The organism is Sinomonas susongensis (assembly GCF_005877005.1).
GTDB classification, from domain to species: domain Bacteria; phylum Actinomycetota; class Actinomycetes; order Actinomycetales; family Micrococcaceae; genus Sinomonas; species Sinomonas susongensis.
Genome location: NZ_SSNH01000007.1, coordinates 15,922 through 40,047, shown reverse-complemented (window position 1 = coordinate 40,047; position 24,126 = coordinate 15,922). Strand labels below are relative to the sequence as shown.

Annotated in this window: 24 protein-coding genes and 1 pseudogene; 12 read left to right on the top strand and 13 right to left on the bottom strand. The window is 67.6% G+C overall.

Features of this window, described 5'->3' with window-relative positions:
- Nucleotides 1–99: 99 nt before the first annotated feature.
- A complete protein-coding gene (locus E6A21_RS10680) occupies nt 100–867 on the bottom strand; it encodes an aminoglycoside 6-adenylyltransferase (RefSeq protein WP_138444142.1) in 768 nt (255 codons plus the stop codon).
- 131 nt (nt 868–998) lie between these two features.
- Here E6A21_RS10680 and E6A21_RS10675 point away from each other — a divergent pair, with 131 nt between their 5' ends.
- The 4 genes from E6A21_RS10675 to E6A21_RS10660 all read left to right on the top strand — a co-directional run bounded on the left by E6A21_RS10675 (nt 999) and on the right by E6A21_RS10660 (nt 4,574).
- Nucleotides 999–1,817 carry an SDR family oxidoreductase gene (locus E6A21_RS10675; protein ID WP_138444141.1) on the top strand — a complete coding sequence of 273 codons (819 nt, stop codon included), beginning with the start codon at nt 999–1,001 and terminating at the stop codon, nt 1,815–1,817.
- A 466-nt stretch (nt 1,818–2,283) separates the two neighbouring features.
- Nucleotides 2,284–2,505, top strand: coding sequence for a hypothetical protein (locus E6A21_RS10670; RefSeq protein ID WP_138444140.1), 222 nt, complete (start codon nt 2,284–2,286; stop codon nt 2,503–2,505).
- A complete protein-coding gene (locus E6A21_RS10665) occupies nt 2,502–4,100 on the top strand; it encodes an inositol monophosphatase family protein (RefSeq protein ID WP_138444139.1) in 1,599 nt (532 codons plus the stop codon). Before E6A21_RS10670 ends, E6A21_RS10665 begins: the two co-directional genes overlap by 4 nt.
- A 273-nt stretch (nt 4,101–4,373) precedes the next feature.
- Nucleotides 4,374–4,574 carry a hypothetical protein gene (locus tag E6A21_RS10660; protein ID WP_138444138.1) on the top strand — a complete coding sequence of 67 codons (201 nt, stop codon included), beginning with the start codon at nt 4,374–4,376 and terminating at the stop codon, nt 4,572–4,574.
- A 139-nt stretch (nt 4,575–4,713) separates the two neighbouring features.
- Here E6A21_RS10660 and E6A21_RS10655 read toward each other — a convergent pair whose 3' ends face one another.
- Nucleotides 4,714–5,319 (bottom strand): dihydrofolate reductase family protein, encoded by a 606-nt coding sequence (locus E6A21_RS10655; RefSeq protein ID WP_138444137.1) that lies wholly within the window; start codon nt 5,317–5,319, stop codon nt 4,714–4,716.
- A gap of 304 nt (nt 5,320–5,623) precedes the next feature.
- On the opposite strand from E6A21_RS10655, the gene E6A21_RS10650 reads away from it, so the two are divergent.
- The 3 genes from E6A21_RS10650 (at nt 5,624) to E6A21_RS10645 (ending at nt 7,033) form a co-directional block, all read left to right on the top strand.
- On the top strand, nt 5,624–6,244 hold the full coding sequence (locus E6A21_RS10650) for a nucleoside/nucleotide kinase family protein (RefSeq protein ID WP_138444136.1): 621 nt from the start codon (nt 5,624–5,626) through the stop codon (nt 6,242–6,244).
- A gap of 64 nt (nt 6,245–6,308) precedes the next feature.
- Complete coding sequence (locus E6A21_RS17890; RefSeq protein ID WP_171041359.1) at nt 6,309–6,485, top strand: hypothetical protein; 177 nt, start codon at nt 6,309–6,311, stop codon at nt 6,483–6,485.
- Between the two features lie 107 nt (nt 6,486–6,592).
- Nucleotides 6,593–7,033 (top strand): DUF4383 domain-containing protein, encoded by a 441-nt coding sequence (locus tag E6A21_RS10645; protein ID WP_138444135.1) that lies wholly within the window; start codon nt 6,593–6,595, stop codon nt 7,031–7,033.
- Nucleotides 7,034–7,401: 368 nt separating this feature from the next.
- Here the strand turns inward: E6A21_RS10645 and E6A21_RS10640 are convergent, their stop codons facing one another.
- The 3 genes from E6A21_RS10640 to E6A21_RS10630 form a co-directional block, all read right to left on the bottom strand.
- Entirely contained in the window at nt 7,402–8,079 is a 678-nt protein-coding gene (locus E6A21_RS10640) for an HdeD family acid-resistance protein (RefSeq protein ID WP_138444134.1), read from the bottom strand.
- A gap of 165 nt (nt 8,080–8,244) precedes the next feature.
- Nucleotides 8,245–8,565 (bottom strand): hypothetical protein, encoded by a 321-nt coding sequence (locus E6A21_RS10635; protein ID WP_138444133.1) that lies wholly within the window; start codon nt 8,563–8,565, stop codon nt 8,245–8,247.
- 1,241 nt (nt 8,566–9,806) lie between these two features.
- Complete coding sequence (locus E6A21_RS10630; RefSeq protein WP_138444132.1) at nt 9,807–11,321, bottom strand: FAD-dependent monooxygenase; 1,515 nt, start codon at nt 11,319–11,321, stop codon at nt 9,807–9,809.
- A 275-nt stretch (nt 11,322–11,596) separates the two neighbouring features.
- Between E6A21_RS10630 and E6A21_RS18160 the strand changes: the two genes are divergently transcribed.
- The 3 genes from E6A21_RS18160 to E6A21_RS10620 all read left to right on the top strand — a co-directional run bounded on the left by E6A21_RS18160 (nt 11,597) and on the right by E6A21_RS10620 (nt 12,785).
- Entirely contained in the window at nt 11,597–12,031 is a 435-nt protein-coding gene (locus tag E6A21_RS18160) for an NADPH-dependent F420 reductase (RefSeq protein ID WP_246036368.1), read from the top strand.
- An 85-nt stretch (nt 12,032–12,116) separates the two neighbouring features.
- Nucleotides 12,117–12,278, top strand: a complete 162-nt coding sequence (locus E6A21_RS18155) for a hypothetical protein (protein WP_246036361.1) — start codon at nt 12,117–12,119, stop codon at nt 12,276–12,278.
- Nucleotides 12,279–12,323: 45 nt separating this feature from the next.
- Nucleotides 12,324–12,785: a hypothetical protein gene (locus E6A21_RS10620; RefSeq protein WP_138444131.1), complete on the top strand. Its 462-nt coding sequence runs from the start codon at nt 12,324–12,326 to the stop codon at nt 12,783–12,785.
- 29 nt (nt 12,786–12,814) lie between these two features.
- On the opposite strand, the gene E6A21_RS10615 is transcribed toward E6A21_RS10620, so the two are convergent.
- The 5 genes and pseudogenes from E6A21_RS10615 to E6A21_RS10595 all read right to left on the bottom strand — a co-directional run bounded on the left by E6A21_RS10615 (nt 12,815) and on the right by E6A21_RS10595 (nt 17,723).
- On the bottom strand, nt 12,815–13,090 hold the full coding sequence (locus E6A21_RS10615) for a hypothetical protein (protein ID WP_212745913.1): 276 nt from the start codon (nt 13,088–13,090) through the stop codon (nt 12,815–12,817).
- A 332-nt stretch (nt 13,091–13,422) separates the two neighbouring features.
- Complete coding sequence (locus E6A21_RS10610) at nt 13,423–14,451, bottom strand: aldo/keto reductase (protein ID WP_138444130.1); 1,029 nt, start codon at nt 14,449–14,451, stop codon at nt 13,423–13,425.
- Nucleotides 14,452–14,478: 27 nt separating this feature from the next.
- Nucleotides 14,479–15,360: an aldo/keto reductase gene (locus tag E6A21_RS10605; RefSeq protein WP_138444129.1), complete on the bottom strand. Its 882-nt coding sequence runs from the start codon at nt 15,358–15,360 to the stop codon at nt 14,479–14,481.
- 240 nt (nt 15,361–15,600) lie between these two features.
- Nucleotides 15,601–16,158: pseudogene (locus E6A21_RS10600) on the bottom strand (alcohol dehydrogenase catalytic domain-containing protein); the annotation flags it as partial.
- Nucleotides 16,159–16,274: 116 nt separating this feature from the next.
- Nucleotides 16,275–17,723, bottom strand: coding sequence for an MFS transporter (locus E6A21_RS10595; RefSeq protein ID WP_138444128.1), 1,449 nt, complete (start codon nt 17,721–17,723; stop codon nt 16,275–16,277).
- A 102-nt stretch (nt 17,724–17,825) separates the two neighbouring features.
- Here E6A21_RS10595 and E6A21_RS10590 point away from each other — a divergent pair, with 102 nt between their 5' ends.
- Nucleotides 17,826–18,689, top strand: a complete 864-nt coding sequence (locus E6A21_RS10590) for a helix-turn-helix transcriptional regulator (protein ID WP_138444127.1) — start codon at nt 17,826–17,828, stop codon at nt 18,687–18,689.
- Between the two features lie 208 nt (nt 18,690–18,897).
- The gene (locus E6A21_RS10580) at nt 18,898–19,836 is read left to right on the top strand and encodes a 5'-3' exonuclease (protein ID WP_171041358.1); all 939 of its coding nucleotides are present in this window, start codon (nt 18,898–18,900) and stop codon (nt 19,834–19,836) included.
- Between the two features lie 324 nt (nt 19,837–20,160).
- Here E6A21_RS10580 and E6A21_RS10570 read toward each other — a convergent pair whose 3' ends face one another.
- From E6A21_RS10570 to E6A21_RS10560, 3 genes are read right to left on the bottom strand one after another with little or no spacing between them, the layout of a single operon-like run.
- Nucleotides 20,161–20,949, bottom strand: coding sequence for a nuclear transport factor 2 family protein (locus E6A21_RS10570; RefSeq protein ID WP_138444124.1), 789 nt, complete (start codon nt 20,947–20,949; stop codon nt 20,161–20,163).
- Nucleotides 20,946–22,784, bottom strand: coding sequence for a glycoside hydrolase family 3 protein (locus tag E6A21_RS10565; RefSeq protein WP_138444123.1), 1,839 nt, complete (start codon nt 22,782–22,784; stop codon nt 20,946–20,948). The genes E6A21_RS10570 and E6A21_RS10565 overlap by 4 nt, the downstream gene beginning before the upstream one ends.
- Nucleotides 22,785–22,788: 4 nt before the next feature.
- Nucleotides 22,789–24,078, bottom strand: coding sequence for an MFS transporter (locus E6A21_RS10560; RefSeq protein ID WP_171041357.1), 1,290 nt, complete (start codon nt 24,076–24,078; stop codon nt 22,789–22,791).
- Between the last annotated feature and the right edge of the window lie 48 nt (nt 24,079–24,126).

Here is a 24,126-nt window from a genome sequence, read left to right as displayed (position 1 = left end):
CTTTTAGGGCCAAAGGGACCGTCTCGCGTCACCCAAAACAGGAGCTGTCGAGACGTCCTACCCGATGTGCGGTTGCATTGCGAGAATTGTCTCGACCTCTCAGTGAACGCCGCTGTGATCGAAAGGTTGGAAGCCAAGACTGCCTGCGATCCGCTTCGCGAGCTTGGTGAATAAGGCAATGGATGCGCGCAGGGCAGCGGCGGAATCCACAGCGCCGAAGCCACCCCAGCACTCTTCGAGTGCCTGCTGCACGTCGACGTCCATCCATTGCCGCATGCGGGAACCGAGGAAGCGTACGTCGTAGTCGAGGCCGTAGCGCACGAGATGGTCCCATTCGATGAGCGTCAGGAGTGTGGCCTTTAGGTCTCGGTCTCGGATCTTGCTTGACCACGGCTCGTCTCGGACTACCGACTTCGCGCACATCAGTGCGGCCGCGTAACCCAAGTTCAGTTGCTCGTGGAACATCGCCTCGTCCGGCAGCGAAGCCCGCACTCGGGTCTGGCGGAGCGAGGCAGAATGTCCATCCTTGTCCAGGAGGACCGTGAAGGGGCGTTCATGACGCATCGCCGGAAGCACGTCGGCCTGGATGACGCTCAGGTCGAGCTTCCCTCCGACGTAGTACACGAGGCGCGACGGGTGCCAGCCCGGGTTGGGCAGGCGTTCGACGACGAGCACCTTCCCCAGCTGGTCCCACCAGGAGTCGTCTGAAAGAAGTGGGGCCGGGTCAGCGGCGTACACCTCGATATCGCGGTCTGACAGGGGGTGCGTCTCGTGGGCGGCCGCGGAGCCGGTCAAGACCATCGCGCGCACGTTGCTGTTCTCCCGCGCCCACGCAACCAGGGTGTCGATTGCCTTGTCGTAGTCCACGCCACTAGGTTTCCACGAGGTTAGGGCGGAGCCACCGTGAGCCTCCGCGTTGAATTTGTGGCTCACGCCCGGAAGCCTTTGCCCTCGGCGGACGTTGGTTGTCCATGTAAGCCGTCGAAAGGAACGTACCCATGAGTAAAACCTGGTTCATCACCGGCGCGTCCAAAGGCTTTGGCCGCGAGTGGACGGAAGCTGCCCTAGAGCGCGGAGACAACGTCGCAGGCACCGCACGAAACCTCGAGACGGTGCAAGACCTCGCCGACAAGTACGCCGAAGCTTTCCTTCCGATCCGGCTCGATGTCACCGATCGGGAAGCCGATTTCGCAGCCGTCCGGAAAGCAGCAGAACACTTCGGCCGCCTCGATGTCGTCGTCAACAACGCTGGCTACGGCCACTTCGGCATGATTGAGGAACTGACCGAGGAGCAAGTCCGGGCGCAACTGGAGACCAACCTCTTCGGCGCACTGTGGATCACGCAGGCGGCACTTCCCATCATGCGTCGACAGGGCTCGGGCCACATCATTCAGGTATCGAGCATCGGTGGGATCAGCGCCTTCCCAACAGTCGGCGCCTACCATGCATCGAAGTGGGCGCTGGAGGGCTTCTCCCAGTCCCTCGCACAGGAGGTTGCAGGCTTCAATATCAAGGTGACGCTAGTGGAACCAGGCGGATTCTCGACGGACTGGTCCGGGCCGTCTGCCACGCGCAGTGAGCAGATGGACGTCTATGCCGAGGTCCGAGAGGCAGCGGCCAGCCGACCCTCAGCGAACAACCCCGGCAACCCCGCCGCCACCCGCGGCGCTATCCTCAAAGTCGTCGACGCGGAGAACCCGCCGCTGCGCATCTTCTTCGGCAAAGCGCCCTTGGACATCGCAACCAAGGATTACGAATCACGCCTGGCAACGTGGAACGAGTGGCAGCCGGTTTCAATTGAGGCACACGGCAACTGAAGCCACTGAAGCCACTGAACTAGCAACCCCAGAAAACGATGGACGGCACCCAGGCTCTGGTCGGGTGCCGTTCATCGTTGCGGTCCGCGGCGCAAGACGGCACCGCGCCCGCGGCGCTGCCGAAGCGGCTCAGCACGGAACTCCTTCCGACGCCGCCACAAGCGGCCGAAGGGACGACAGTTGCCACAAGTCAATCAGTCCGTGAAAGCGCATGGCGTCGACGACGTCGTCGGCGCTGAGCTCGTGGACTGTGGCCTGCCAGTAGGCAGCCTTTTCCGGCCGCTTCCCAGTCAGGTCAACATTTCGTGGCAGTTCACCCGTCGGCCACCTCACATTCGGCAGACGGTTAGGACAAACACTTGGTATGTGATCTCGACGGCTGCGGTCCTGGCGACACAGTGACCCGCAGCGCCACCATACGGTCCGGAAGGGAACCTGCCCGGCCGTACACAGGAGACGACATCCCATGAAGATCGAGACTGCCCTGGGGGCCACCGCCGCCATCGCGGCTACCGCCCTTGCCCCGACGGCCCCCGCCCAGAGCAGCACCGCCGGTAGCGGCGCTTCGACCGCCGGCACGACGACCGTCCGAGCGTTCATCAGCGGCGACACCAGCCTCCAAGACCTCTGGGACCACGGGCTCGAGTTGGAAGACGGAAAGCCCACACGGCAGGGCACCACAGCATGAGCTACCCTGCCCGCTCCCTCCGAGACCACCGCATCTCCACGCGCCCGGCCCCGCTGGCCGCCGCCCACCGCGGGGACGTCGAGCGGCATCGCGAGAACACGCTGGCGGCAGTCCGCTCCGCCGTCGAGGCCGGTGCCGACTTCGTCGAGGTGGACGTGCGCGTGACCCGCGACGGAGAGGTCATCCTTCTGCACGACCCAACCCTCGATCGCCTCTGGGGCGAGCCGAGCCACGCCGCCGACATGGACTGGATTGACGTGGCTGCCCTCGGCGAGGGAACCGACCGCATTCCCCTCCTGGCCGAGGCCCTCGCCGCCGTGGGCGGGACCGCCTGTACCCTGCTCATCGACATCGCCGACCCGGAGTGCGCGGGCCCTGCGCTCCGCGTCGTCCGCGAAGGGCATTCCGGCGCCCGGGTGGCGTGGTGCGGGCACCTGGAGGCGATGCGGATCGTGCGCGATCTCGATCCCGCAGCCGCCGTCTGGCTGCCGTGGAACCAGCGTGGCCTGCCACCCGCCGACCTCGTCGACCGGCTGCGACCCGAGTTCGTCAACTCCGAGTACGCCGTCCTCAGCACCGAGCTGATCCGCGCAGTGCATGGCTCGGGCGCTCGCGTCGCCTGCTGGACCGTCGACAACGAGGACGCCATGCGCTGGGTCCTGGACCTGGGCGTGGACGCCGTGACGACGAACCGGCTGCGCAGGTTCCAGGGCGTCGTCGCTGCCGGGCCGGAAACGTGGGAGGACGCACCCCATCCCGCGTGCCTCGCTGGCGACGAGCTCGTTGCGGCAGCAGCGCTCGCCCATGAACTCGCCCACTGGGCGATCGCGTTCACGCGCGATGCAAAGGTCGGAGACGCCGGATCGAAGGCCCACCCTGCGGACAATGTCATCGCGGTTGACCTGGCCGTGGAGAGACACGTACGCGAGGTCATCGCAGCGCGCCTGCCCGGGCACCTCGTCGTTGGCGGGGAGCTCGGCGGGACCGCCCCACCGGGCACCCCATGCTGGTACCTGGACCCCGTGGACGGGACCGCCAACCTGGCCAACGGAGTCCCGTGGACCGCGTTCTCCCTCGCACTGGCCATCGACCGCCAACCGGTCCTGGCCGTCGTCGGGGACGTCTGGCAGGGCCAGGTGCTCTCCGCCGTCGCCGGCTGGGGCGCCGAACTCGACGGCACACGCCTGGACTTGCAGGCTCCCACGCCGAACGCGGGGCGCACCCTCGCGGGCAAGGTTGTCGGCACCGAGCTGCTCGCCCACAGGCCATGGCTTGGAATTGATGCGTTCACGTCTGTCCTCGCGGACAGGTACTGCACCCTGCGCATCATGGGCTCGGGCGCCCTAACCCTCGCAGGGGTAGCCGCCGGGCGAGGCGCCGGCAGCGTCGTCGAACGCTTCAGCCCGATCGACCACCTCGCCGCCACCCTCATCGTGCGGGAGGCGGGCGGCCTCGTGCTCGACGAACACGGCGACGAGACGGTCTGGCCCGCCGCCGGCGGGGTACTCGTCGCCCGCCCCGAACACGCGGCCGAACTGTACGCCGCGTGGTCCGTGTCCCGGCGTGCCGGGCGGGAGGGCACCAATGTCGTCTGAGCCCACACGGGACGGCAGCCTCTCAGGCGCGGCCGCCGCCTAGACACGCCACTCCCTTTGGAAGGCGTGCTCGTCCTCGCACCCGACGAGCCCCTCCTGTCCGACGTCCTCGTCGGCGATGGCGACGCCCACCATCCCGGCGGCCGGGGCAGCGCATCCCGCCATCCCACAGCAGGCGTGTAACACCTCGATAACGCAGCCTCCGTTGGAGTCTTCACAGCGATCGATGTTCGACCGCGCAACAGATTCCATCCCATCAAGGAGTTGATTCAGATGACCAAGCTCACCATGACCGAACTCGCTGCCGAGACCACAGAACTGCTGCCGGGGCGCGAGACCCTCTTCTGGGGAGGCTTCAACGTCAACACGGCCCTCGTCGCCGCCCAGAACTCGTCCGCCGCAGTCAATGCGGCGACGATCCTCTCCAGCGCCAACAGCGCGGCACTGCAGGGCATCTGGGTCTCCCAGCGCTAATCGCCACTCGCCGCTGTCCCGGACCCCGGCTGCCAGAGACCGGAGACCGGGACAGCGGCACGCAGGCTATCCCTGCTGGCGCGGACGGATAGCACCTGGCCCGCTAGAACCCTCGTCTGTTCAATGAGCGGCAGATGCGTCAGTCGGTTGCATACTGCGGGCGACCGGCCGGCCTGTAGGCCTGTAGCGTTATGCCCTGCGGGAAGGCTCGCGATTCGACCAGGTCAAGTGCCAAGTCCGGGCCGGACTCCGGGAACAGTCGCGTGCCCTCGCCGACGATCACGGGGCAGACGAGCAGGATGATCTCGTCGACCAGTTCGTTCGCGAGGAGCCAGCGGATCAGGTGACCGCTGCCGTGCACCTGCAGTTCGCCTCCAGGCGCTGCCTTCAGCTCGCGCAGGCCCGCCGCGACGTCCCCCGAAAGGATGGCCGTGTCCGACCAGCCCGGTTCGGTGAGGGTATTCGATGCCACATACTTGGGCCGCGTGTTCAGGGCATCGGCGATGGGGCTGCTGCCCGGATCCATCACGCCCCAGTAACCGGCGAAGAGCTCGTAGGTCCGCCGGCCGAACAGGAACGCGTCGGCGCGCTGGTAGAACTCGTTGACGAAGGTCATGGCCTCGCTGTCGAACAGGGGCCGGGCCCATCCGCCGCGCTCGAATCCGGGGTCGAGGTGCGGGTCCCGCCCGCCATTCCCCTGCATCACTCCGTCAACGGAAACCTGGGTGTTGGTCGTCAGTTTCATGATCGCAGTTCCCCTTCTCCTATTGGGGGGAGCCCCTGGGGGCCAACTTCACCCCTGCTATGGACACCCCTCCCCCGATCCGACAACGCATTGCGGCTTCCTTTCAAGGCCGCAGATAGGCACAGATGCACAGGCGCCCCGCACCTCAGGAGTGCGGGGCACCACCGGCCCATCGCGCACCGCCGGATGCTGGTCTCGGTCCTCGCCCTGGTCTTCGTCCCATCGGCTCTGCCGACGGTCTGCCGTCCCATATGTCCGAAGGCGTCAACAGCACGCAGCGCACGCCGGAGGCCATAATCGACGGGTGCCCTCATACGCCCCGCTGACACCCGACGCGCTGGTTTCCATGGTCGTCGACCGTTGCCTGACCCGCGCGGGCCGGACCAGGGTCGCCGTCAACGGCGCGGAAGCGGCCGCACCAGCCGACCTCGCAAGGAGAATCGCCGCGAGGCTGCGCTCGACCGGCCGACCCGCGGAGGTGGTGGAGCTGAAAGACTTCCTGCTGCCGGCCTCCCAACGGTTGGAGCTTGGCCGCGAGGAGCCGGACAGCTACCGGGAACGCTGGTTCGACTTCGCCGCGCTGGCCCGCGAGGTGCTGGACCCGCTAGCCGCACCCGGAGCGGCGCACTGGCTGCCCCGGCTGCGCGACCCGGAAACCGACCGCTCGGTCCGCGCCCAGCGGCAGCCTGCGCCTGCTGACCTGGTCCTGCTGGTGGCGGGGCCCATGCTGCTGGGCCGCTGGTTGGACTTTGACCTGTCCGTCGCTCTGCAGGTGGATGAGCGCGTGCTCCGCGAACGCACGCCGGCGGAGCTCGCTTTCACCGTGGATGGCCTCCTCGAGCACGAAAAAGAGAACCTTGAGGAACCGGACATCCTCGTGCGATACAACCACCCCGAGCGGCCCGCGGTCGCGGTTGCCGGCTGACGACGGTGGCCTCCCGGCTTGGCAGGGGCCGAAGGACTAGGCGGAAACGCCCCCTACTTCGGGCGTGAGCGGAGGGCGGAGGGCGGAGGGAGCCTCACCGCTAGCCCGGAAGCGGAACGTCCGGGGCGTCGTCGTCACCCCCGTAGGCTTCCTTTTCAAGCTTCTCGGCCCGCTCCGGATCCCCTTTCCCGCCCACCTCGTCTTCTTCGTAGTCGGGCTCATGGGCTTCTCGGCCCACTAGGTGAGCATGGGTTGCTGCTCTCGGCCCGGCCGCCAATCCGAACTGTCCGATGCTCCGAAGTGTGGATGCACGCACGTCACATCACAGATCCAGGCAAGGAGTCCCTTATGTCCATCCCCGCCACTTCGCACCGCTCCCCCGTCCAGTTAGCCGCGACGGTCGTGGGTGCTGTCTTCCTCCTGGTCGGGGTGCTCGGTTTCATCCCGGGCATCACCTCCGACGCGGGCAGCCTCGGATTCGCCGGCCACGGCTCGCACGCGATGCTGTTGGGCCTGTTCCAGGTCTCGGTGCTGCACAATATCGTCCACCTCCTCTTCGGCGTCGCCGGGCTCGCCCTGGCGCGCTCGGCTGCCTCCGCCAAGGGGTACCTCGTCTGGGGTGGCGCCATCTACCTCGTCCTCTTCGTGTACGGGCTTGTGTTCTCCGGAGACACCGCCGGCAACTTCGTGCCCGTTAACGCTGCCGACAACGGGCTGCACCTGATCCTGGGCATCGGCATGCTGGTTCTCGGGCTCGCCCTCGGCCGCAGGACGGTCGCACGTCGCTGAGCCTCCGGCATGTACAACGGATGGGGTTCAGCCCGTCGACGCTCCGCCGTCGCCGCAGTGGCGGCGGGACCCGTCGGCGTCGGCCTCGGCTTGACAGCCCACGTGTCCTCGGGCGGGGCCGCACCCCCAATCACCGTCCTCTTGGCATTGACCGCTCTTGTGGGCCTCTTGGCATCCCTGGCCGTGCGGTGGCCCCTGCCGCCGTGGGCTCTCGCCATCGGCAGCGGCATCCTCCAGCAGGGGCTTCATCTGGCCTTCACCGGACTGGCAGGGCCGAATACCCCGCTTTTCCCGTCACTAGGGCACTCGCACCATCCCGCATCGCTGCCCGGCATCCCGAGCGGGGCAGCGGCACCCACCCAAGACCTTCACCTCATGGTCGTGGCCCACATCGCCGCCGCCCTCGCTACGGCGCTCCTGCTGGCGTACAACCTTGCGCCGACCCGGCGTCGCCTAGCCGAGGGTGGCATTCCCGGGTCGCGGCCTGGGCGCCGCGGCCGGCGAGCGAGGAACAGAAGCTGGAACCCGGCTGCGACCAGCATGATCCCGGCCGCGAAGGCGAACGCTGCCACCACCCCTAGGAGTCCAAGAATGCCGGCGCCGGGGAGGAAGAAAACATAGAGGCCGAACAGCGCCAAGACGATTCCCGCGGTCAGCCATGCCCACCAGGACCTGATCGCCTTCCTCGCCTGAATGGAAACGACGATCTGCGTGATCCCCAGGACAAATGCCCAGGCCCCAATCAGGAGGGCAAGCCACAGCGCCGTGATCCCGGGCCAGGCGAAAGCGACAATCCCGGCGAGGACGGAGACGATTCCACTGGCGAGAGTCCATCCTGACGGACGGGGATGTCGAGAGAAGTAGTGGTACAGACTGGTCGCGCCGTCCACGAGCGCGTAGAAGCCGAACAGGAAGACGATGGCCAAGACCGTCACGGCCGGCCAGGCGATCACCAGGATCCCGAAGATCACCGCAAGGATGCCGCGTATCAAGAGCACGGCCCCCGAGCGCCCGAGGACCTTCTGCTCGCCGAGCATGTCTGACATTTCGCTCCTCGGGATCCGTCGCGAGGCACTCTTCGACGCCTCGCCGCTCTGATCTTGAATCTCCTCCGACGCTTCCAGAGTCCTCTCATCCACGAGCTTGGGCTAGAGCCCTGCCGCCCGGAGGAGCTGCTCCTTGCAAATCAGCCCGTGGACTCCCACTCGTGGTCAGGTGCGGTTCCCGTCGGTGGGGCTCGACGAAGGCCGTTGTTGATTAAGAGCTTCCTGGTACTGCTCGTCGATGCTTTCATTCCGGGGCTCGTCGTAGGGAAAGCCGCCCGGGAGCGAGCCCTTGGCGAGGCCGTCCATTAGCAGGTCGTGCAGTGAGGGCTGCGCGTTTGTCGTGGGGGTTGTCAGAGTGCTGTGCGTCGCATAGTGCAACCTGAGGGACGCCATCTCGTCGATGCCGGACACACCGGCCCCTGTCAGGAAAACGACCGCCACAGCCGCTAATGCAGGCACAAGGGTGGTCTTTGTCCAGATCCTCATGGAGCAATCCTCGGCCACCCGCATGAAGGAAGTGATGGAGGGGGCTTTCACGAGACTGTGAATTCGCTCGATCAGCCCCGCCGGGGGGACAAGGTCCGGATGAGCTGGGGGCAGGACGAGATCCTGTGGGATTCTGGGGAATCTAGCAGGTGCGCTGCGGAAGGACGACACCGAGAAGGGTCGGCACACAGCTCTTGCGTGCTGCAGGGCTGGGTGACTGTGAGGATCCGCTCCCCGATGGACTAGCCGCCGACGGCGACGATGCCGCGAGTGGGCCGCTCGGTGGTTGTGGAGCGCCGCCAGCGTTGGCCGAAGTCCGTCCGGCCGTCGAGCCGCCACCTGCCCCTACGCTCGACTGCGCGACGGAAGGCGCGGCGGCCACCGGAGGCGCTGTGGTCGCAGGTGCCGCTGGGCGCGGCGTCAGCTCCACTTGCGAAACGCTTGGTCCGTGCGACGTCGAGACGGCGCCCGGGATTGACGTAGCTGCCGGGATAGGTGCAGACCGGGAGGATCCGACCGAGGGACCCGGGCGATCTATTGTCGCTGCGGTCGGCGCGCTCGCGTCGGGTAGCAGGCCGCGCATGGCAACAGCACCGACAGACAAAACCAAGGCGGCGAGGGTGCTCCACAGGAAGGCCATGGGCACCACACCCGTGCCGCCGGCACGGCGCGAACCCAGTCTCCAAAAGGAGGCCACGGCGAGGACCAAACCGCAGACGAGCATGACTCCAACAGGGACCGTCAGGAGGCCACCCACGACGGCAACCGCGGCCGCAGCTATCGCGGGCTTGAGGAAGCGCCGTCTCCAAAGGCCCTCTCGGCGAGGGCGCCTCAGCCAAACAGGCATGCCGGCGGCATCCTTTCGGGGACCATTGGGAACGACATCGTTGCAAAGCTTACCCAGCGGACCGCATGTGGCCAGTCGGTGGGCTCGGTCGTACTCTCCAGAAGGAGGCTGACCCCAGCCGACCATCTGCACGCCTAGGGGAACAGCCTGTGCCGGGTGACCGGTGAGCAGGCTAAGGATGGCCAGGCAAATTGCCCCCGCAGCCGCCCGGTCCGTCACGGCCGCTGAGTCCTCGCAGGTCCTCCCACGCGACTCACCCGGGCGCGTCGAATGGATTGTCGCATGCATCTGAAGTGATCAGCACGCTACTCCCCTGCCGAGTGCGGGTGCGTATCTGGATTCCCGTCGCCCGCTGAGCCATGCCGCACGGAGGCTAGGCATCGGCGGCGAAATGTCACGCCGTCAACCCCTCCGATGGCGTGACACGTCGTGACGCTGCATCAGGCGGGCCGAACCATGTGGTCATTGCTTCCCGCAGTCCCTCGCCTGAGCCGTCACCCGCCCAAGCGACGTGTCCGTCCGGCCGAATCAGGACCGCGCTAGGAGCCGTGACCGCTCCGAGTACTGGGAGCTGCCACAGGCCGCGGTATTCGGCGTCGACCAGCTTGATCCGGTCGGCCCACGGGGAGACGTCGACGGTGCCGGTACCGAACGCCCCGGGCTTGCCGAGGTTGAGCAGGACGGCCCGAGCGCCGTGCAGCAGGGAGAACACTCGCGTCGGGCCGTTGGCCGTGGCAAGGTCGAGGTCCGGCATGCGTCGGCCGAGCAGCGGATGGCCCTCGCCAAGCTCGTAGTGGATGTCGAGTCCACTCATCATTCCTGCGATCCGCTTGCGCGGCTCGTCCATGCTCAACAGCTCGGCCACGATGTCCCTCAGGGCATCCGTGCGCTCACCGATGCGGCTGAGAGCGACCTGCGCCATCGTGTTGTGCAGGACGCGGGCGGCAACCGGATGCCGCTCGGCGTGATAGGTGTCCAGCAGGCCCTCTTCCGCGATCCCCTTGACGACTTGGGCCAGTTTCCAGCCGAGGTTCACGGCGTCCTGCACGCCGACGCCCAGCCCTTGGCCTCCCATCGGCGAGTGAATGTGCGCGGCGTCGCCGGCCAGCAGGACCCGCCGGTCGCGGTAGGCGACGGCCTGACGTGTGGCGTCCGTGAACCTCGAAATCCAGGCAGCGCGGCGCAGCCCGTAGTCGGTACCGAAGACGGCGGTGAGCGCCTCGCTCAGGTCAGTCAGGGTCGGCTCGTCGGTCCGCCCCACATGCCTCTCGGTCACCATGCAACGGACCGACCCGCCGTCGGACTTCGCGAAGGAATGGAGGCCCGAGCCACGCCGGTGCAGGCCCCACTCGGGCTCCTCGTCCATTTCGACCTCGGCGATGAGACTGCTCGTCGTCGCGTCCCAGCCTTCGAACTCTATGCCTGCCGCCTTGCGGACAACGCTGCGGCCTCCGTCGCAACCGATCAGGTACTCGCCCCGGAGCGCCCCGCCGTCGGCCAGCTCGACGACGACGCCGTCCGCATCCTGTGCGAAGCCCGTCACCTCGCGTCCGCGGAGGATCGGCACTCCGAGCTCGTCAACCCACCCGGCCAGCGTGCGTTCGATGTGCTGCTGGGCAAGCCCGAGCCCATAGTTGTGCCGAGTTGGGAAATCGCTGATGTCGAGCCGGATCCATGCGAAGCCGCCGACCTGTCCGATCTGGCCCTGCTCAAGGAAGCGCTCCGCGATTCCGCGTTGGTCGAAGACCTCGATCGTGCGGGACGAGAAGCCGAGTGCCCGCTGGCCGATCAGGTCCTGATTCGTGCGACGCTCTACGATCACCGCGTCGACACCGGCCAGCGCCAACTCGCCGGCAAGCATAAGTCCCGTAGGGCCAGCGCCGACGATCACCACCTCATGCGCGAGCACGACCTAGGAGTTCTTCATCTCGATAGCACCCTCTGCTTGTGCCGCTTGCAACCGCAGCGAGTTTGCTTCAGTCTCCGGGCCCTGCCTAGCACCGAGGCGTCTTCGTTACCGAACCGTTATCGCCACGGCGCATAGGGCCAGACATTCCATGCTGCCCTCGGACTTGACAGGGGCAGAAGCCCGCGCCAGGCCCAAGGAATGCCGGGGGTGGGTTCTGCGTTGGACCGTCGAGGAAGATAGTTGACGAGTCCACAACACAGCGGGAGCGCAGCGGCATGAGTCAGGGCATCGGAAGCATCGGCATCCTCGGGGCGGGCAGGGTCGGCACAGCCGTGGCCCGGGCCGCACTCAAGGCCGGGTACGAGGTCCGCATCGCCACCAGCAGGCCAGTCGAGGACATCGCGCTCATTGTGGAGATCATCACGCCGGGCGCGGTCGCGGTCACCGCGGCGGAGGCAGCCCAAGCGGACATCGTGGTCCTCGCGCTGCCCCTGCACAACTACCGCACGCTCGACGCCGGCGCGCTCGCCGACCGCGTCGTGGTCGACGCCATGAACTACTGGGAGCCCACCGATGGCGCGATGCCCGAGCTGGGCGACGGGCGCGGGACGTCCGAGGCAGTGCAGGACTTCCTCGAGGCCTCACGCGTGGTCAAGACGCTCAACCACATCGGCTACCACGAGCTCGAGGCGGACGGCCGGCCAGCGTGATCGACTGATCGCCGTGCGCTCGCTGTGGCAGGGGACGACGCGGACGCCCGCGGACGGGTCTTGGCCTTCATCGACTCGCTCGGGTATGACGCGGTCGACGCTGGCCCCCCTGGCCGCTGGCCGCGCCCTCGAACCGGGCACCGAGATCTTCGCCGGGGCGCACGACGCCGTGGGGCTGGGCGAGGCGCTCGGGCGCCACCCGGCGTCGTCCTCGCCCGAGGGAGCTCCGGCCGGCGTCGCTGCATAGCCTGGCGCTCTTCACCGGCCGAGCGTGCCCGCGCACAATGGCAGGATGACGAGTTCGGGCGCCGAAGACCCGCCGCGCGACGCGTCCGCTGCTGAGAAGGTGGACCCGGGAGCGCTGACCACCGCCATCGTGGCCGCGGGAGCCGCGTTCTTCGCCCAGCCGGGAGACTGGACCTTCCTGTCCGTGGTCCTGGGGGTCTCTTTCCTGCTGGTCCTCCTGGCGTACCACCGGCCCAGAGAGAGCGCCCCGACCGTGCAGGCGGTGTTCGTGCGGGCGGCCTTCGCCGCGACCGTCGCCCTCTCGCTCTGCATCGCCGCAGGTGCTCCGCTCCAACTCGCGGCCGAGACCACGGGGATTCCCGGCTCCAACCACGAGGCGGCGGACGCCGCGACGGAGTGGGTCAGCTGGGCGTGGGTCCCGACCATGCTGCTGGTCTTCTGGCTGGAGCCGAGGATTGCCCGCGTTCTCACGGGGAAGCGCCCGGAGGGGAACGGCCAAGCCCGATGACCGCCGGACTAGGAGAGCATTTCCGCAGTTCAGGCGGCTTCTTCGAGGGCTTCCCCGAAGGCCTTGAGCGCGTCGTTCCTGGTGTGGCGGGAGAGAAGATGCCCTGCTGCCAGGACCCCGGCGACGGGCCATTCTAGGATCCCCACGGCGGCGAGCAGGCCGATCCCGCCGAGGAAGGCGAGATCGTCGGTGGGCGGGAGTGTGACCGACCCGATCCCTTCGAACCTGATCGTGATGGTGCTGCGGCGGCTGGCCCTCTGGGCGGCGGATGAGAACCAGCCGTGGGGTGCGCGGGTCTCGATCATGGTTCCTCCGTGAGTGGGGTGGACAGGATCCTGTCCGGAAGCCGCCGCGGCAGCGAGGGCCACGGCCCCGTGCGGGCTCGACCATGGCCTTCGGCCCGGCTTCGACATGCAGGCCCATCGGATCCAGCTCTGTCCGTCGGGCTCCCAGCACGCCGTACCGTCAAGGGTCTCCCCGGAGACAGAACGCGTCAAGGACGGACAGCGCCAGCTTCCCAGGACTCGGAGAGGTGCGGGCTCGCCGCTGGGGGTCGGGCCCCGCTACTGGCGTGGGTGATGGCCTCGATGAGTTCCTCCTGCGTTACCTCGTTTTGGAGACTCTTCGGCGGCTGGGTTCAAGGTCGTGTCCGCCGTCGTGCCCGTGCGGTGAGTTCCTGGGCGCCGTAGCTGTTGTCGTCGGGGTTCACGGTGAGGCCGGGCGCGACGAGCTGGTCAATGCGGTCCAGCACGTCGGTTGACAGGTTGACCGCTGCCGCCGGGAGGTAGGACTCCAGCTGCTCCATCGTGCGGGGTCCGACGATGGCGGAGGTGACGCCTGGGTGGTTGATCACGAACGCGATGGCCAGCTCGATAAGTGTCAGCCCAGCTTGGTCGGCGAGCTGGGCGAGTTCTTCGACGATGTCCAGCTTGCGCTGGTTGGCCGCGCTCGTCATGTCGAAGCGGGCGCTCGGCCGGGCGCTCGAGGTCGGTGTGGAGACGGAGTCTTTCCGCCACCGGCCGGAGAGCCAGCCGCCGGCAAGAGGGCTGTAGGTGAGGGTGCCCATTCCGTGCCGTTGGACGGCGGGGAGGACGTCCTCTTCGATGCCGCGGACCAGGATGGAGTAGGGCGGCTGCTCGGTGACGAACCGCTCCAGGTGGCGATCCCGCGCTGCCCACTGGGCTTCGACGATCTGGGACCCGGAGTAGGACGAGGAGCCGATGTACCGCACCTTTCCCTGGCGGACCAGGTCTGTGAGCGCGCCGAGTGTCTCTTCTACGTCCGTGTCGGGGCTGGGGCGGTGGACTTGGTACAGGTCGATGTAGTCGGTGTTCAGCCGCCGCAGGGAGTTCTCGACGGCGCGCATGATCCAGCGGCGGGATCCTCCGCTCTGGTTGGGATCGTCCTGATCCATGGGCATGAAGAATTTCGTGGCCAGGAACACCTCGTCGCGGCGCCCGGCGATCGCCTGCCCGACGATCTCCTCGGAGACGCCTCCGGAGTAGACGTCAGCCGTGTCGACGAAGTTGATTCCGGCGTCGAGGGCACGGTGGATGATGCGGGCGGAGTCGGCGCGGTCATTGTTGCCCCACGGGCCGAACATCATCGCGCCCAGGCACAGGGGGCTGACCTTGACACCGGTGCGGCCAAGCGAACGGTACTCCATGCTGGTTCCCTTCTCTCTGTAGGTTTCTCAGGCTTCCGGGATGACCATGGCGAACCGCTCCGGGCGGGCCACGTCCGGGTCCGGTCCGCTTCGGATGCCGGTGTCCAAGGCGTCGATCGCCGCGAGCTCCGCCGTGTCGAGTTCGAAGTCGAAGACGTCGAAGTTCTCGGCGATGCGGGCCGGGTTGGTGGACTTGGGGATGGCGGAGCGGCCCTGCTGCAGATGCCAGCGCAGCATCACCTGAGCGGGGGTCTTGCCGTGGGCCTGCGCGACGGCGGCCACCGTCCGGTCCCGCATGACATTCTTCCGGTTCTCGCCCCAGCCGGGGTAGAAGGTGATGCCGCCGATGGGCGACCAGGCCTGGGTGAGGATTCCATGCTTGGCGTCCATCGACTGGACCTCCGGCTGCTGGAAGTACGGGTGCAGTTCGACCTGGTTCACGGCCGGGACCACCTCTGCTTCGGCCAGCAGCTGCTCCAGGTGGTGGGGCATGAAGTTGCTGACGCCGATCGCCCGCACCCTCCCGTCGGCCAGCAGGACCTCCAGCGCCTTGAACGCGGCGATGGTCTTCGCGAAGCGGTCCGGTGCGGGCTGGTGCAGGATCAGGAGGTCGAGCTGGTCGACGCCGAGCTTGCCGGCCGCCTTCTCCCAGGCGTGCAGCGTCTCGTCGTGGCCGTAGTCGCTGACCCAGACCTTGGTTTCGATGAACACCTCGGAACGGTCGACGCCGGAACGGCGTATGCCCTCGCCGACCTCGCGCTCGTTGCCGTACGCGGCGGCGGTGTCGATGTGCCGGTAGCCGACCTCAAGCGCGGTCTGGACGGCCGCCGTCGTCTGATCCGGCGGGCTCTGGAAGACGCCGAGCCCGAGGGCGGGCATGACGACGCCGTTGTTGAGTGTGATGTCCATGGGATCCTGATCCTCTTCGTTAGGGGCGGACGAGTACTTTGAGTGCTTTGCGGTCGGCCATAGCTCGGTAGCCGGCCGGGACGTCATCCAGGCCGACGGTGCGGTCGAAGACTCTGCCGGGTTCGATGGTGCCCTCGAGTACGAGCGGAGCAGTTCCCCGATGTAGGCCCGGGCCGGTGCGACTCCACCGGTGAGGGTGATGTTGCGCATGAACTCGCCGAATCCGAGCGGGACTTCGGCGAACTGCGGCGCACCGACCCGGCTGATGGTGCCGCCGTCGCGGACGACCCCGATCGCCATCTCAATCGCGGGCTTGAGGCCGACGGCTTCGAGCACGGCCTGGGTTCCGTCGCCGTCGGTGAGCTCCCGGACCTTGGCGATGCCCTCCTCGCCCTTCTCGTCGAAGCCGGTGGGGACGACGACGAGGGTGCCTTCCGCCTGCGGGACCCGGGCGAATTCGCCCTGGCCGCCGTCGCCGTCGCCACCCCAATGGGCGCCGTGGCGGCAGGAGGTCTGCAGCCCTTCCTTGCAGAAGTCACAGGTGCCGTCGGAGGCGACGAAGGGCGCGATGACGAAGTCGCCCACCGAGAGTCCTGTCACTTCGGAGCCGAGGTCTTCGATGATGCCCACGAACTCGTGACCCATCCGGGCCCCTTCTGCGGTCCCGGGCTTGGAGGCATAGGGCCACAGGTCGCTGCCGCAGATGCAGCCGGCGACGATCCGCACGATCGCGTCCGTGGACTCCTGGATGGTGGGGTTGGGTACGCTTTCGACGCGCACGTCTCCGGCGCCGTACATCAGTGCTGCTCGCATGCTGTGATTCCTTACTGGTTGTCGTTCAGTTCAGTCGACACGGGCCATCTGGCCTCCCGGCGGCGAATGCCAAGTGCCCCCAGGAGGAGGGGTTCGGTGGTTCAGCCGGTGGTCTCGGCCAACGCTGTCGGCCGCCCGTCCGGCAGGGCCCTGTTTCGGCGGACGGTCAGGTCGGCGGGCAGGATGAGTACCGCGGCGACGGCCAGGGCCAGGAGCAGCAGGATGCTGCCGGTGGTCAGTGCGGCGGTCATCTGGGCGGCGACGTGTGCAGTGGCCGGTCCGGGTGGGACGGTTGCTGCGGCCGCGACGGTGATGCCCAGGCCCAGGCAGGTACCCACCTGATGGAAGGTGTTCACCACGCCGGAGGCGGCCCCGGCGTCGACCGCGGGGGCTCCTATAATGCCGAAGGACGTCAGCGACGCGAACGCGAGGCCCTGGCCGGCGCCGATGAGCACCATCGGCAGGGCTACTCCCGTCCAGTAGCTGGAGTCGACCCCGGCCCGGCTGAGCCAGATCATCCCTGCGAGGGTGATCAGGATCCCGGCCAGGAGGGCAGCCGACGACGGCATCCGCCTTACGAGCCAGGGGACGCCGATGGCGACGGCGAAGTTCACGGCGGTCATGGGCAGGAACCCGAGACCGGCCTGCAGCGGGTCGAAGCCCAGGACGTCCTGGAGGAACTGGGTGGTGAAGAAGAAGAACGCGATCATCGCACCCAGGTAGAGGAAGCGGGCCACGTAGGCGCCGGTGTGGCGGCGGCTCGCGAAGAGCCGCAGCGGCATGATGGGCTGCGCGGCCCTGCGTTCGATCAGCACGAAGGCGACGAGGAGGACGACGCCGGCGCCCTCGGCTGCGGCCGTGACGGGCGAGGCCCAGCCGGCGTCGGCGGTGTTGATGATCCCGAAGACCAGCGCGCCCACACCGAGAGTCGCAGTCAGCGCCCCGAGGACATCGAACCGGCCACGGGCCCTGCCCGTCTCGGGAAGGAATCTCGGTGCGAGGGCGACCATCAGGGCGCCGATCGGGACGTTGACGAAGAATCCTGCCCGCCACGAGATCCAATGGGCCAGCGCTCCGCCGACGACCAGCCCGAGACTGGCACCGATCCCCGCGGTCGCGCCATACAGGGCCACGGCCTTGGTCCGCTCACGGCCCTCCGGGAAATTCGCAGTGAGCAGGGACAGCGACGCCGGTGCAACGATCGCCGCCCCAATGCCCTGGACCGCCCGCCCCGTGATCGCCGACCACCCCGTCGGCGCCACGCCGATCAGCAGGGACGCGACCGAGAACACCACCAGGCCGAACACGAAGACCCGGCGATGGCCCAGCAGGTCCCCCGCCCGGGCACCGAGGAGGAGCAGGCCGCCGAACACCAGCGTGTACGCGTCCTGCACCCAGGAGAGTCCACTCGTGGTGAGCTTCAGGTCAGCCTGCAGGGACGGGAGGGCCGTGAAGATGACCGAGTTGTCCAGCAGGATCATGAAGTAGCTGGCGAGGATGATCGCCAGGATCGCCGCCGGGCGGGCAGCGGCCGTGGGTGCAGGTTTCATGCTTTCCATGCAACCGGAAGCTCCGGGCGGCCGGGAGTCACTGCCGTTCCGGGTAATGCCAGTCCCTCCCTCGCCCAGAGGCTCCCGCGTAGCGTGAATGCCATGACACACAGCGACGACGTGCGGAGGTTCCTCAGCTCCCGTCGAGCCAGGATCACCCCGGAGGAGGCCGGACTGCCCCTCTACGGAGGCAACCGCAGGGTCACCGGCCTGCGCCGCGAGGAGGTCGCGATGCTCGCCGGGATGAGCGTCGACTACTACGTGCGCCTGGAGCGCGGCAACCTCACCGGGGCCTCCGACAGCGTCATCGAGGCACTCGCCCGGGCACTGAAGCTCGACGATGCCGAAACGGCCCACCTCTTCGACCTCGCCCGCGCAGCCACCGCTTCCCCCCGCGTGCGGCGCAGGCGCAGCCCGCAGACGGTGCGCCCCAGCCTTCAGCGCGTCATAGACGCGATCACGACCGCGCCTGCGTGGGTGCGCAACGACCGCGGGGACGTCCTGGCCGCCAACGAACTCGGCCGGGCCCTCTACCTGGACATGATGGCAGAACCGACCACCCCACCGAACAGTGCACGGTTCACCTTCCTGAACCCGAAAGCGCGGGAGTTCTTCGCCGATTGGGAGCGCAGCGCCGACGACACCGTCGCCGTCCTGCGATCGACGGCCGGGAAGAACCCCTACGACAGGGACCTCACAGACCTGATCGGCGAACTCTCGACGCGCAGCGAGGAATTCCGCACCCGGTGGGCCCGCCACGACGTGAAGTACCACAGGACGGGCCGCAAACGGCTCCACCACCCGATCGTCGGCGACCTCGACCTGAGCTTCGAGGCCCTGGAGCTCCCGGGCGACCCCGGCCTGCGAATCAACGTGTACACGGCCGAGCCCGGGACCCCATCGGAGGACGCGCTGAAAGTCCTCGCCAGCTGGGCGGCCACCGCCGGGCTCGCCTCACCCTCATGACCGCCGTCGGGACCACCCGCCCCGGCCCCGCTTACGCGGAGTGGAAGCTGCGCAGCGAACAACGCGGCGGAGGACCAGTGTCTGGACGGCGGTGTGAAGGCGGGCGGCCCGGCCCAGCGTCATCCCGAAGGACTCCTTCACCAACATGAACCCTGCGTGGTGCCGCTGTGACTCACAGCGTTGGTTCTGATCTGTGTCAGGATCGGGTATGCCCCAGCGCCTGATGCTGCTCGACGCCCCGTCGCTGTACTTCCGCGCCTTCCACGGCGTCCCGGACACGATCCGCCGCAGAGACGGCACCCCGGTGAACGCCGTGCGCGGCCTGTTGGACATGATCGCACGGTTGACCTCCGACTATCAGGCAACGCATCTCGTGGCGTGCATGGACGACGACTGGCGGCCGAAGTGGCGGGTGGATCTGATCCCCGCGTACAAGTCGCATCGTGTGGCAAAGGCTGTGGCGGGCGCCCCCGACGTCGAGATCGTGCCGGAGGGGCTGACGGCGCAGCTTCCGCTGATCCGCCACGTGCTCCGTCTCGCCGGCGTCGCCGTCGTCGGCGCCCCAGAGCACGAGGCCGACGACGTCGTCGGCACCTACGCCAGCCTGGCGGAGCTGCCCGTGGACGTGGTCACGGGAGACCGTGACCTGTTCCAGCTGGTCGACGACGCCCGCGACGTGCGCGTGGTCTACACAGCGCGGGGCATGAGAAACCTCGAGCTCGTCACGGAAGGAGTGGTCGTGGAGAGGTACCGCGTGCTGCCGGAACAGTACGCCGACTACGCGGTCCTGCGGGGCGACACCTCGGACGGCCTCCCCGGCGTGGCGGGGATCGGGGAGAAGGGCGCGGCGTCGCTGCTCCTCACGTATGGAACACTCGACGGGCTGCTCGCCGCAGCCGCGGACGCCGCCAGCGGCCTGTCCGCCCCCATCCGGTCGAAGCTGGCCGCGGCCGCGGGCTATCTCGCGGTCGCGCCCGCCGTCGTGAAGGTGGTCCGCGACCTCGACCTGCCAACCCTCGAGGACGCCGGAGCGCAGCTGCGTCCCATCGTCGGCGATGCGCGCGCCGAGTTGGAGGGCCTAGCTACGGAGTGGAACCTCGGCGGCTCGGTCACGCGGCTCCTCCAGGCGTTCGACCAGCACCGCTGAGAGGAGAGGCCCGGTCCCTACAGGGCTATCGCAGCAGGTCCAGAGGAGGCCCCACGAGCAACGTCCGGCATGAGGTCGTGGTGCCGCCGTCGGTCGGCGAGACGCGACTGAAAGTCTCGGCCTGGTCGCCATCGTGATCGCCGCTTCGCAGTCGGCTATCGGAAGACGAGCAGGCACCTCTGACCTGCTGCCGGCAGCCGCGGACCCATGTACGGCTCTCGAGGATCCCCGGCTGACCCACGACAGGGTTTTCCCGCTGTTCCAGCACCCCGGCACCGAGTTCATCTACATGCTCGAAGGGCGTACGGTCTACGGGCATGGCTCCTAGGAATACGAGCTCGCACCCGGCGAGGGCCTCGACGATGCGGACATGGAGGCATCGGTCGCCCCCGGCGGCCTCGATTCGGTCTGAGCAAGTCCAATGGGCCATTCTCTCCCCGTCACAGGGTTGGGGAATCGGAGCGGGACGCTGGCCCGCATGGGGAACGGGATGTGCAGGGGCCGGTCGTCGAGACGATCCGGACCGAGAGGGTCCTCGGGGAACAGGACAGGCCCAGGCGGGGGTCCGGCGGGGGCGTCCTCCGGGAGGGGGAAGAGCTCCGAATCGGGGGTGTTGGCCAGAGACCAGAGGTGCGTGTACCTGAGGCTCTGAAACTTCCACACTCCCCCTTCGTTGACGTAGTCGATGTCATAGAGAGCACTGGACCACCCGGCCCGGCCGGGGTGAACGAGGGTCAGCTGGAGCAGCTCGAAGCGGCCGACGGCTGTGGTCCCGTCCTCGGCGACGTCGACCACGTCCTGCAGCTGGTAGTGGCTCGCGAGGGTGCCGTTCATCGGGCCAGTCTTCGTGTAGCCGAAGACGGCCGCGATGGTGTGCTTGTAGAAGCGCTCGAGCCCAGCCCTGCCGATATAGGCCCCGCCTCGGAAGTAGAACCTGGGCTCATTGCGGGTGTAGAGATCGATGAGGTCGTCGGCCCTGTTCTCGTCGAGGTAGTAGCCGTACATGTTCTGCAGTCGACGGATGCTCTCGACATCCCGAAGGCGTCGAACTTCAGATTCGAGCGCAGCCAGGCGCTCGTCCGTCTGGGGTTGGGGGTCGGTGTTCACGGTCACGCGCTTTCTCCATTACTCGTCGGGCCATCGCTCGTCAGGATTCCGTTCCGTGCCGCGGCCGGTTCGCGCGAGTAGCGCAAGCCGTCGCCGAAACGGAACAAGGGGTCTTCTGTGTCGAAGGGGGCGTCGCTCGAGCTCGCTTCGACAGCCGCCATCGAGAGTGGGAGGTCGAACGGAAGAGACCCCAACGGTTCGCGCTCCCCGAAGAGCACTTCGGCGAGGGCCGAGTCGGAGCATCCGTAGTCGATCACCAAGGCACCGGCAGCCTCTGCCATTTCGGTCAGGATCGGGGGCCTGTCGGCGTAGACCACGATGACCGTCGGGACGGCCTCTGCCAGGGAACGCACCTGCTCCAGAGTCTCGGCCGGGAACCCGAGCGACCCTTGGTGGAACAGTCTTTCGAGGCCCTCCCCCTGAGTTTCGAACGGGCTTCGGAGACGGACGACGGCGACGTCCGCCTCGGCGGGGTCCTCGACGGGCGCAGCGAATGGCAGAACGGCCTCAGGGAGCATGTCCTGGCAATAGACGCTGATGCCCCTTCCGAGCGGGAGGAGCGGTTCGGCGGCGTCGAGCCCGTTCTTCAGCAGCGTGAGGGAATCCTGCTGTGCGTGCTTGCCCTCTTCCACGAACGCGGCCGACCCGACGACGAGCGCTGCCTCATCTGGCTGCACGTATGGACCGTCGAAGAGTCCGAGTTCGAACTTCTCGGTCAGGAGGCGCCGCACCGATGTTCCGATGCGCTCGTCACTGATCCTGCCGGCGGCGACGAGTTCCAGGAGGACGTCCGTACACGACTCTCCCCCGAATTGGTCCACCCCAGCCTCGAGCGCCTTCAGCATGCGTTCCTCGACGGAAAGGTGCTCGACCCCCCAAGCCCTGGCTGGCAGGGGCGCGCCCATTGCCACCTCATCGGTGAGGAGCCCCCAGTCGGAGCAGATGATCCCCTCGAACCCCAGGGTTTCCCGCAGGAGGCCCGTGAGGATGCCGCGGTTGAAGCCAAACCCGACTTCTTCATATTCGAGGCCCACAGGAATGCCGTAGTAAGGCATCATCTGGCGCGCACCCGCGGCGATGGCCGCAATGAAGGGCTTGAGGTGGTACTCGAACATCCCGGCTGGGTAGACCTGCTCTCGTCCGTAGGCGAAGTGCGGATCGGTCCCGTCTCGTTGTGGTCCTCCGCCCGGGAAATGCTTGACGATTCCGGAAACGGAGCCTGCGCCGAAGTCTCCCCCGGCCAGACCCTCGAGATAGGCCGCAACAAGTCTGCTGGTGAGCTCCGCGTCCTCCCCGAACGTCATCCCGGCTCGGGGCCATCGCGGTTCGGTCGCGAGGTCAATCTGCGGGTGAAGAGCCACACTGAGGCCGACGGCGCGGTATTCCTGGCGCACGATGTCGGCGAATCGCCTGACGCGCTCGGCCGACCCGATGGCTGCCAGCCCCAAGGATTCCGGCCATTGCGAGAACGGTCCGGCGAGGACGGAGGTCGCGGGATTGTCCGTGAATGCGTGGCGTGGATCGGTGGAAAGGCTCACCGGAATGCCGAGTGGATGCTCGGCGGTCACGGCTTGGACGGCGTTGGTCCATTCCGCGAAGGAGTGCCCGGTCCGAGCTGCTCCCATGACATTGAAGTGCCTGATTCGCCGTGACCTGATGGCCTCCGCCGCCGGCTCCTGGCCGAACGGGCCGGGGTCTTCGGGGTCGATTGTGGCGATCATGGGGTGGAAGAGCATCCCGACCTTGTCGGCGCGGTCCATCCGGCCAAGCAGGTCGTCCACGCGCTGAGCGGTGGGAAGGATGGGGTCTTGGAAGGGGAAGTTGATCTGTGTTTTGCGCATGGGTCTACCGCACTGCCTTGATCTTGAAGACGAAGAGTCCGCCGACGATCGCAACGAGGGCGGCGAACAGGAACCAGATGACGTACCCGTGACCGCCCGCGTTGGCCACGTTCATGACGCCGAGGTCCTTGGCGAAGTTCTCCTTCTGAGGGAGGACTTGGAGCACGAGTGCGGTGTCCACCGCGTTGAAGAGTCCGCTGCCGGCGCCCATGATTGCCTCGGCGACGAGCAGCACGGCAATGCCTGTGTCCCTGTTCAGCAGCGACGAGACCGCGGTCAGGGCCAGACCCGCACCGAGCATCACTGCTCCGAGTGCCACGAAGCTGCGTCGCTTCCCGAGCCGGTCCGAGAGGGGGCCGCCAATGAGGCTGAAGACGACGGTCGCCACGGTCGAGATTGTCGTGGCCAGCAAAACGAAGCTCAGCTGCTCCATGGGGTTTGCCATGCCGAAGCTGGTGGCCAGGAAGAGCGCGAGATAGGTGGCCAGCGATGCGGCTCCGAACATGTACATGGCCTTGACGAGCCAGGCCCAGCCGAGGTCCGGGGACCTCCGGGGGTTGAAGACGAAAGATGCGAAGAGCGCGCCGACTGAGAGCGGCTTCCGATCTTCCCGGGCGAGGACGCGGTCCCGGAATGTGAGGACGAAGACAATGGAGAGCACGAGGCCCAGTGCCGCAGGGACGAGGAAGCGCAGGAGGTCCGTCGGCAAGGAGCTGAGGCCGAAGGCCCCGGCGAGGATTGCGAGCGGACCCGCGGCGCCCTGGACGCCGGAGACAAAACCGCGACGACGGTGGGGGACGTGGTCGGCGACGGTGGCGAAAGCGGCTGCCTGGGCGAAGTTGCTGCAGAGTTGAGCCCCGCACCAGGCCAGAAGTACAGCAGTCATGTCGGTGGCGAGGCCGATGACGACCAGACAGATGAACGTCCCGAGCATTCCTGCGAGGATCCACGGGCGCCGCATTCCGAAGCGGCCGATGGTGTGGTCGGAGAGGCGACCGGCGATGGGTTGGCTGACCAGCGAGACGAGCGCGCCGGCCCCGAGGATGGTGCCGAGCTGCGGCGCGGCCGCGGCGAGGCCGACAAGTCCCTGCACTTTGACGGCCAAGCCGCCGAGAATCGGCGCAGTGATAGCGACGAAGATGCCGAACCAGGCCATGCCGAACGACGGGACGAACCCGCGAGGCTCGCGCTGAAGCGGTCCTCCTTCGGGGAGCTTGATCTCGGAATCGACTGCGGAGAGTGGGATGGTGGGGTCAGCGATGGGGGCCGAAGCGGGGAGTGAAGGATCCATCATTGGTTCCATTCTGGGGTCAGAGGGTTGGGGTCATTCTGGGATCGGGGC

Coding starts and splice junctions, on each gene's coding strand:
- E6A21_RS10580 (WP_171041358.1), top strand. CDS start 18,898: ATGCCCCAGCGCCTGATGCTGCTCGACGCCCCGTCGCTGTACTTCCGC.
- E6A21_RS18160 (WP_246036368.1), top strand. CDS start 11,597: ATGAGTCAGGGCATCGGAAGCATCGGCATCCTCGGGGCGGGCAGGGTC.
- E6A21_RS10670 (WP_138444140.1), top strand. CDS start 2,284: ATGAAGATCGAGACTGCCCTGGGGGCCACCGCCGCCATCGCGGCTACC.
- E6A21_RS10615 (WP_212745913.1), bottom strand. CDS start 13,090: ATGATCGAGACCCGCGCACCCCACGGCTGGTTCTCATCCGCCGCCCAG.
- E6A21_RS10595 (WP_138444128.1), bottom strand. CDS start 17,723: ATGAAACCTGCACCCACGGCCGCTGCCCGCCCGGCGGCGATCCTGGCG.
- E6A21_RS10675 (WP_138444141.1), top strand. CDS start 999: ATGAGTAAAACCTGGTTCATCACCGGCGCGTCCAAAGGCTTTGGCCGC.
- E6A21_RS10635 (WP_138444133.1), bottom strand. CDS start 8,565: ATGAGGATCTGGACAAAGACCACCCTTGTGCCTGCATTAGCGGCTGTG.
- E6A21_RS10665 (WP_138444139.1), top strand. CDS start 2,502: ATGAGCTACCCTGCCCGCTCCCTCCGAGACCACCGCATCTCCACGCGC.
- E6A21_RS10565 (WP_138444123.1), bottom strand. CDS start 22,784: ATGCGCAAAACACAGATCAACTTCCCCTTCCAAGACCCCATCCTTCCC.
- E6A21_RS10660 (WP_138444138.1), top strand. CDS start 4,374: ATGACCAAGCTCACCATGACCGAACTCGCTGCCGAGACCACAGAACTG.
- E6A21_RS10560 (WP_171041357.1), bottom strand. CDS start 24,078: ATGATGGATCCTTCACTCCCCGCTTCGGCCCCCATCGCTGACCCCACC.
- E6A21_RS10640 (WP_138444134.1), bottom strand. CDS start 8,079: ATGTCAGACATGCTCGGCGAGCAGAAGGTCCTCGGGCGCTCGGGGGCC.
- E6A21_RS10620 (WP_138444131.1), top strand. CDS start 12,324: ATGACGAGTTCGGGCGCCGAAGACCCGCCGCGCGACGCGTCCGCTGCT.
- E6A21_RS10590 (WP_138444127.1), top strand. CDS start 17,826: ATGACACACAGCGACGACGTGCGGAGGTTCCTCAGCTCCCGTCGAGCC.
- E6A21_RS18155 (WP_246036361.1), top strand. CDS start 12,117: ATGACGCGGTCGACGCTGGCCCCCCTGGCCGCTGGCCGCGCCCTCGAA.
- E6A21_RS10605 (WP_138444129.1), bottom strand. CDS start 15,360: ATGGACATCACACTCAACAACGGCGTCGTCATGCCCGCCCTCGGGCTC.
- E6A21_RS10645 (WP_138444135.1), top strand. CDS start 6,593: ATGTCCATCCCCGCCACTTCGCACCGCTCCCCCGTCCAGTTAGCCGCG.
- E6A21_RS10655 (WP_138444137.1), bottom strand. CDS start 5,319: ATGAAACTGACGACCAACACCCAGGTTTCCGTTGACGGAGTGATGCAG.
- E6A21_RS10610 (WP_138444130.1), bottom strand. CDS start 14,451: ATGGAGTACCGTTCGCTTGGCCGCACCGGTGTCAAGGTCAGCCCCCTG.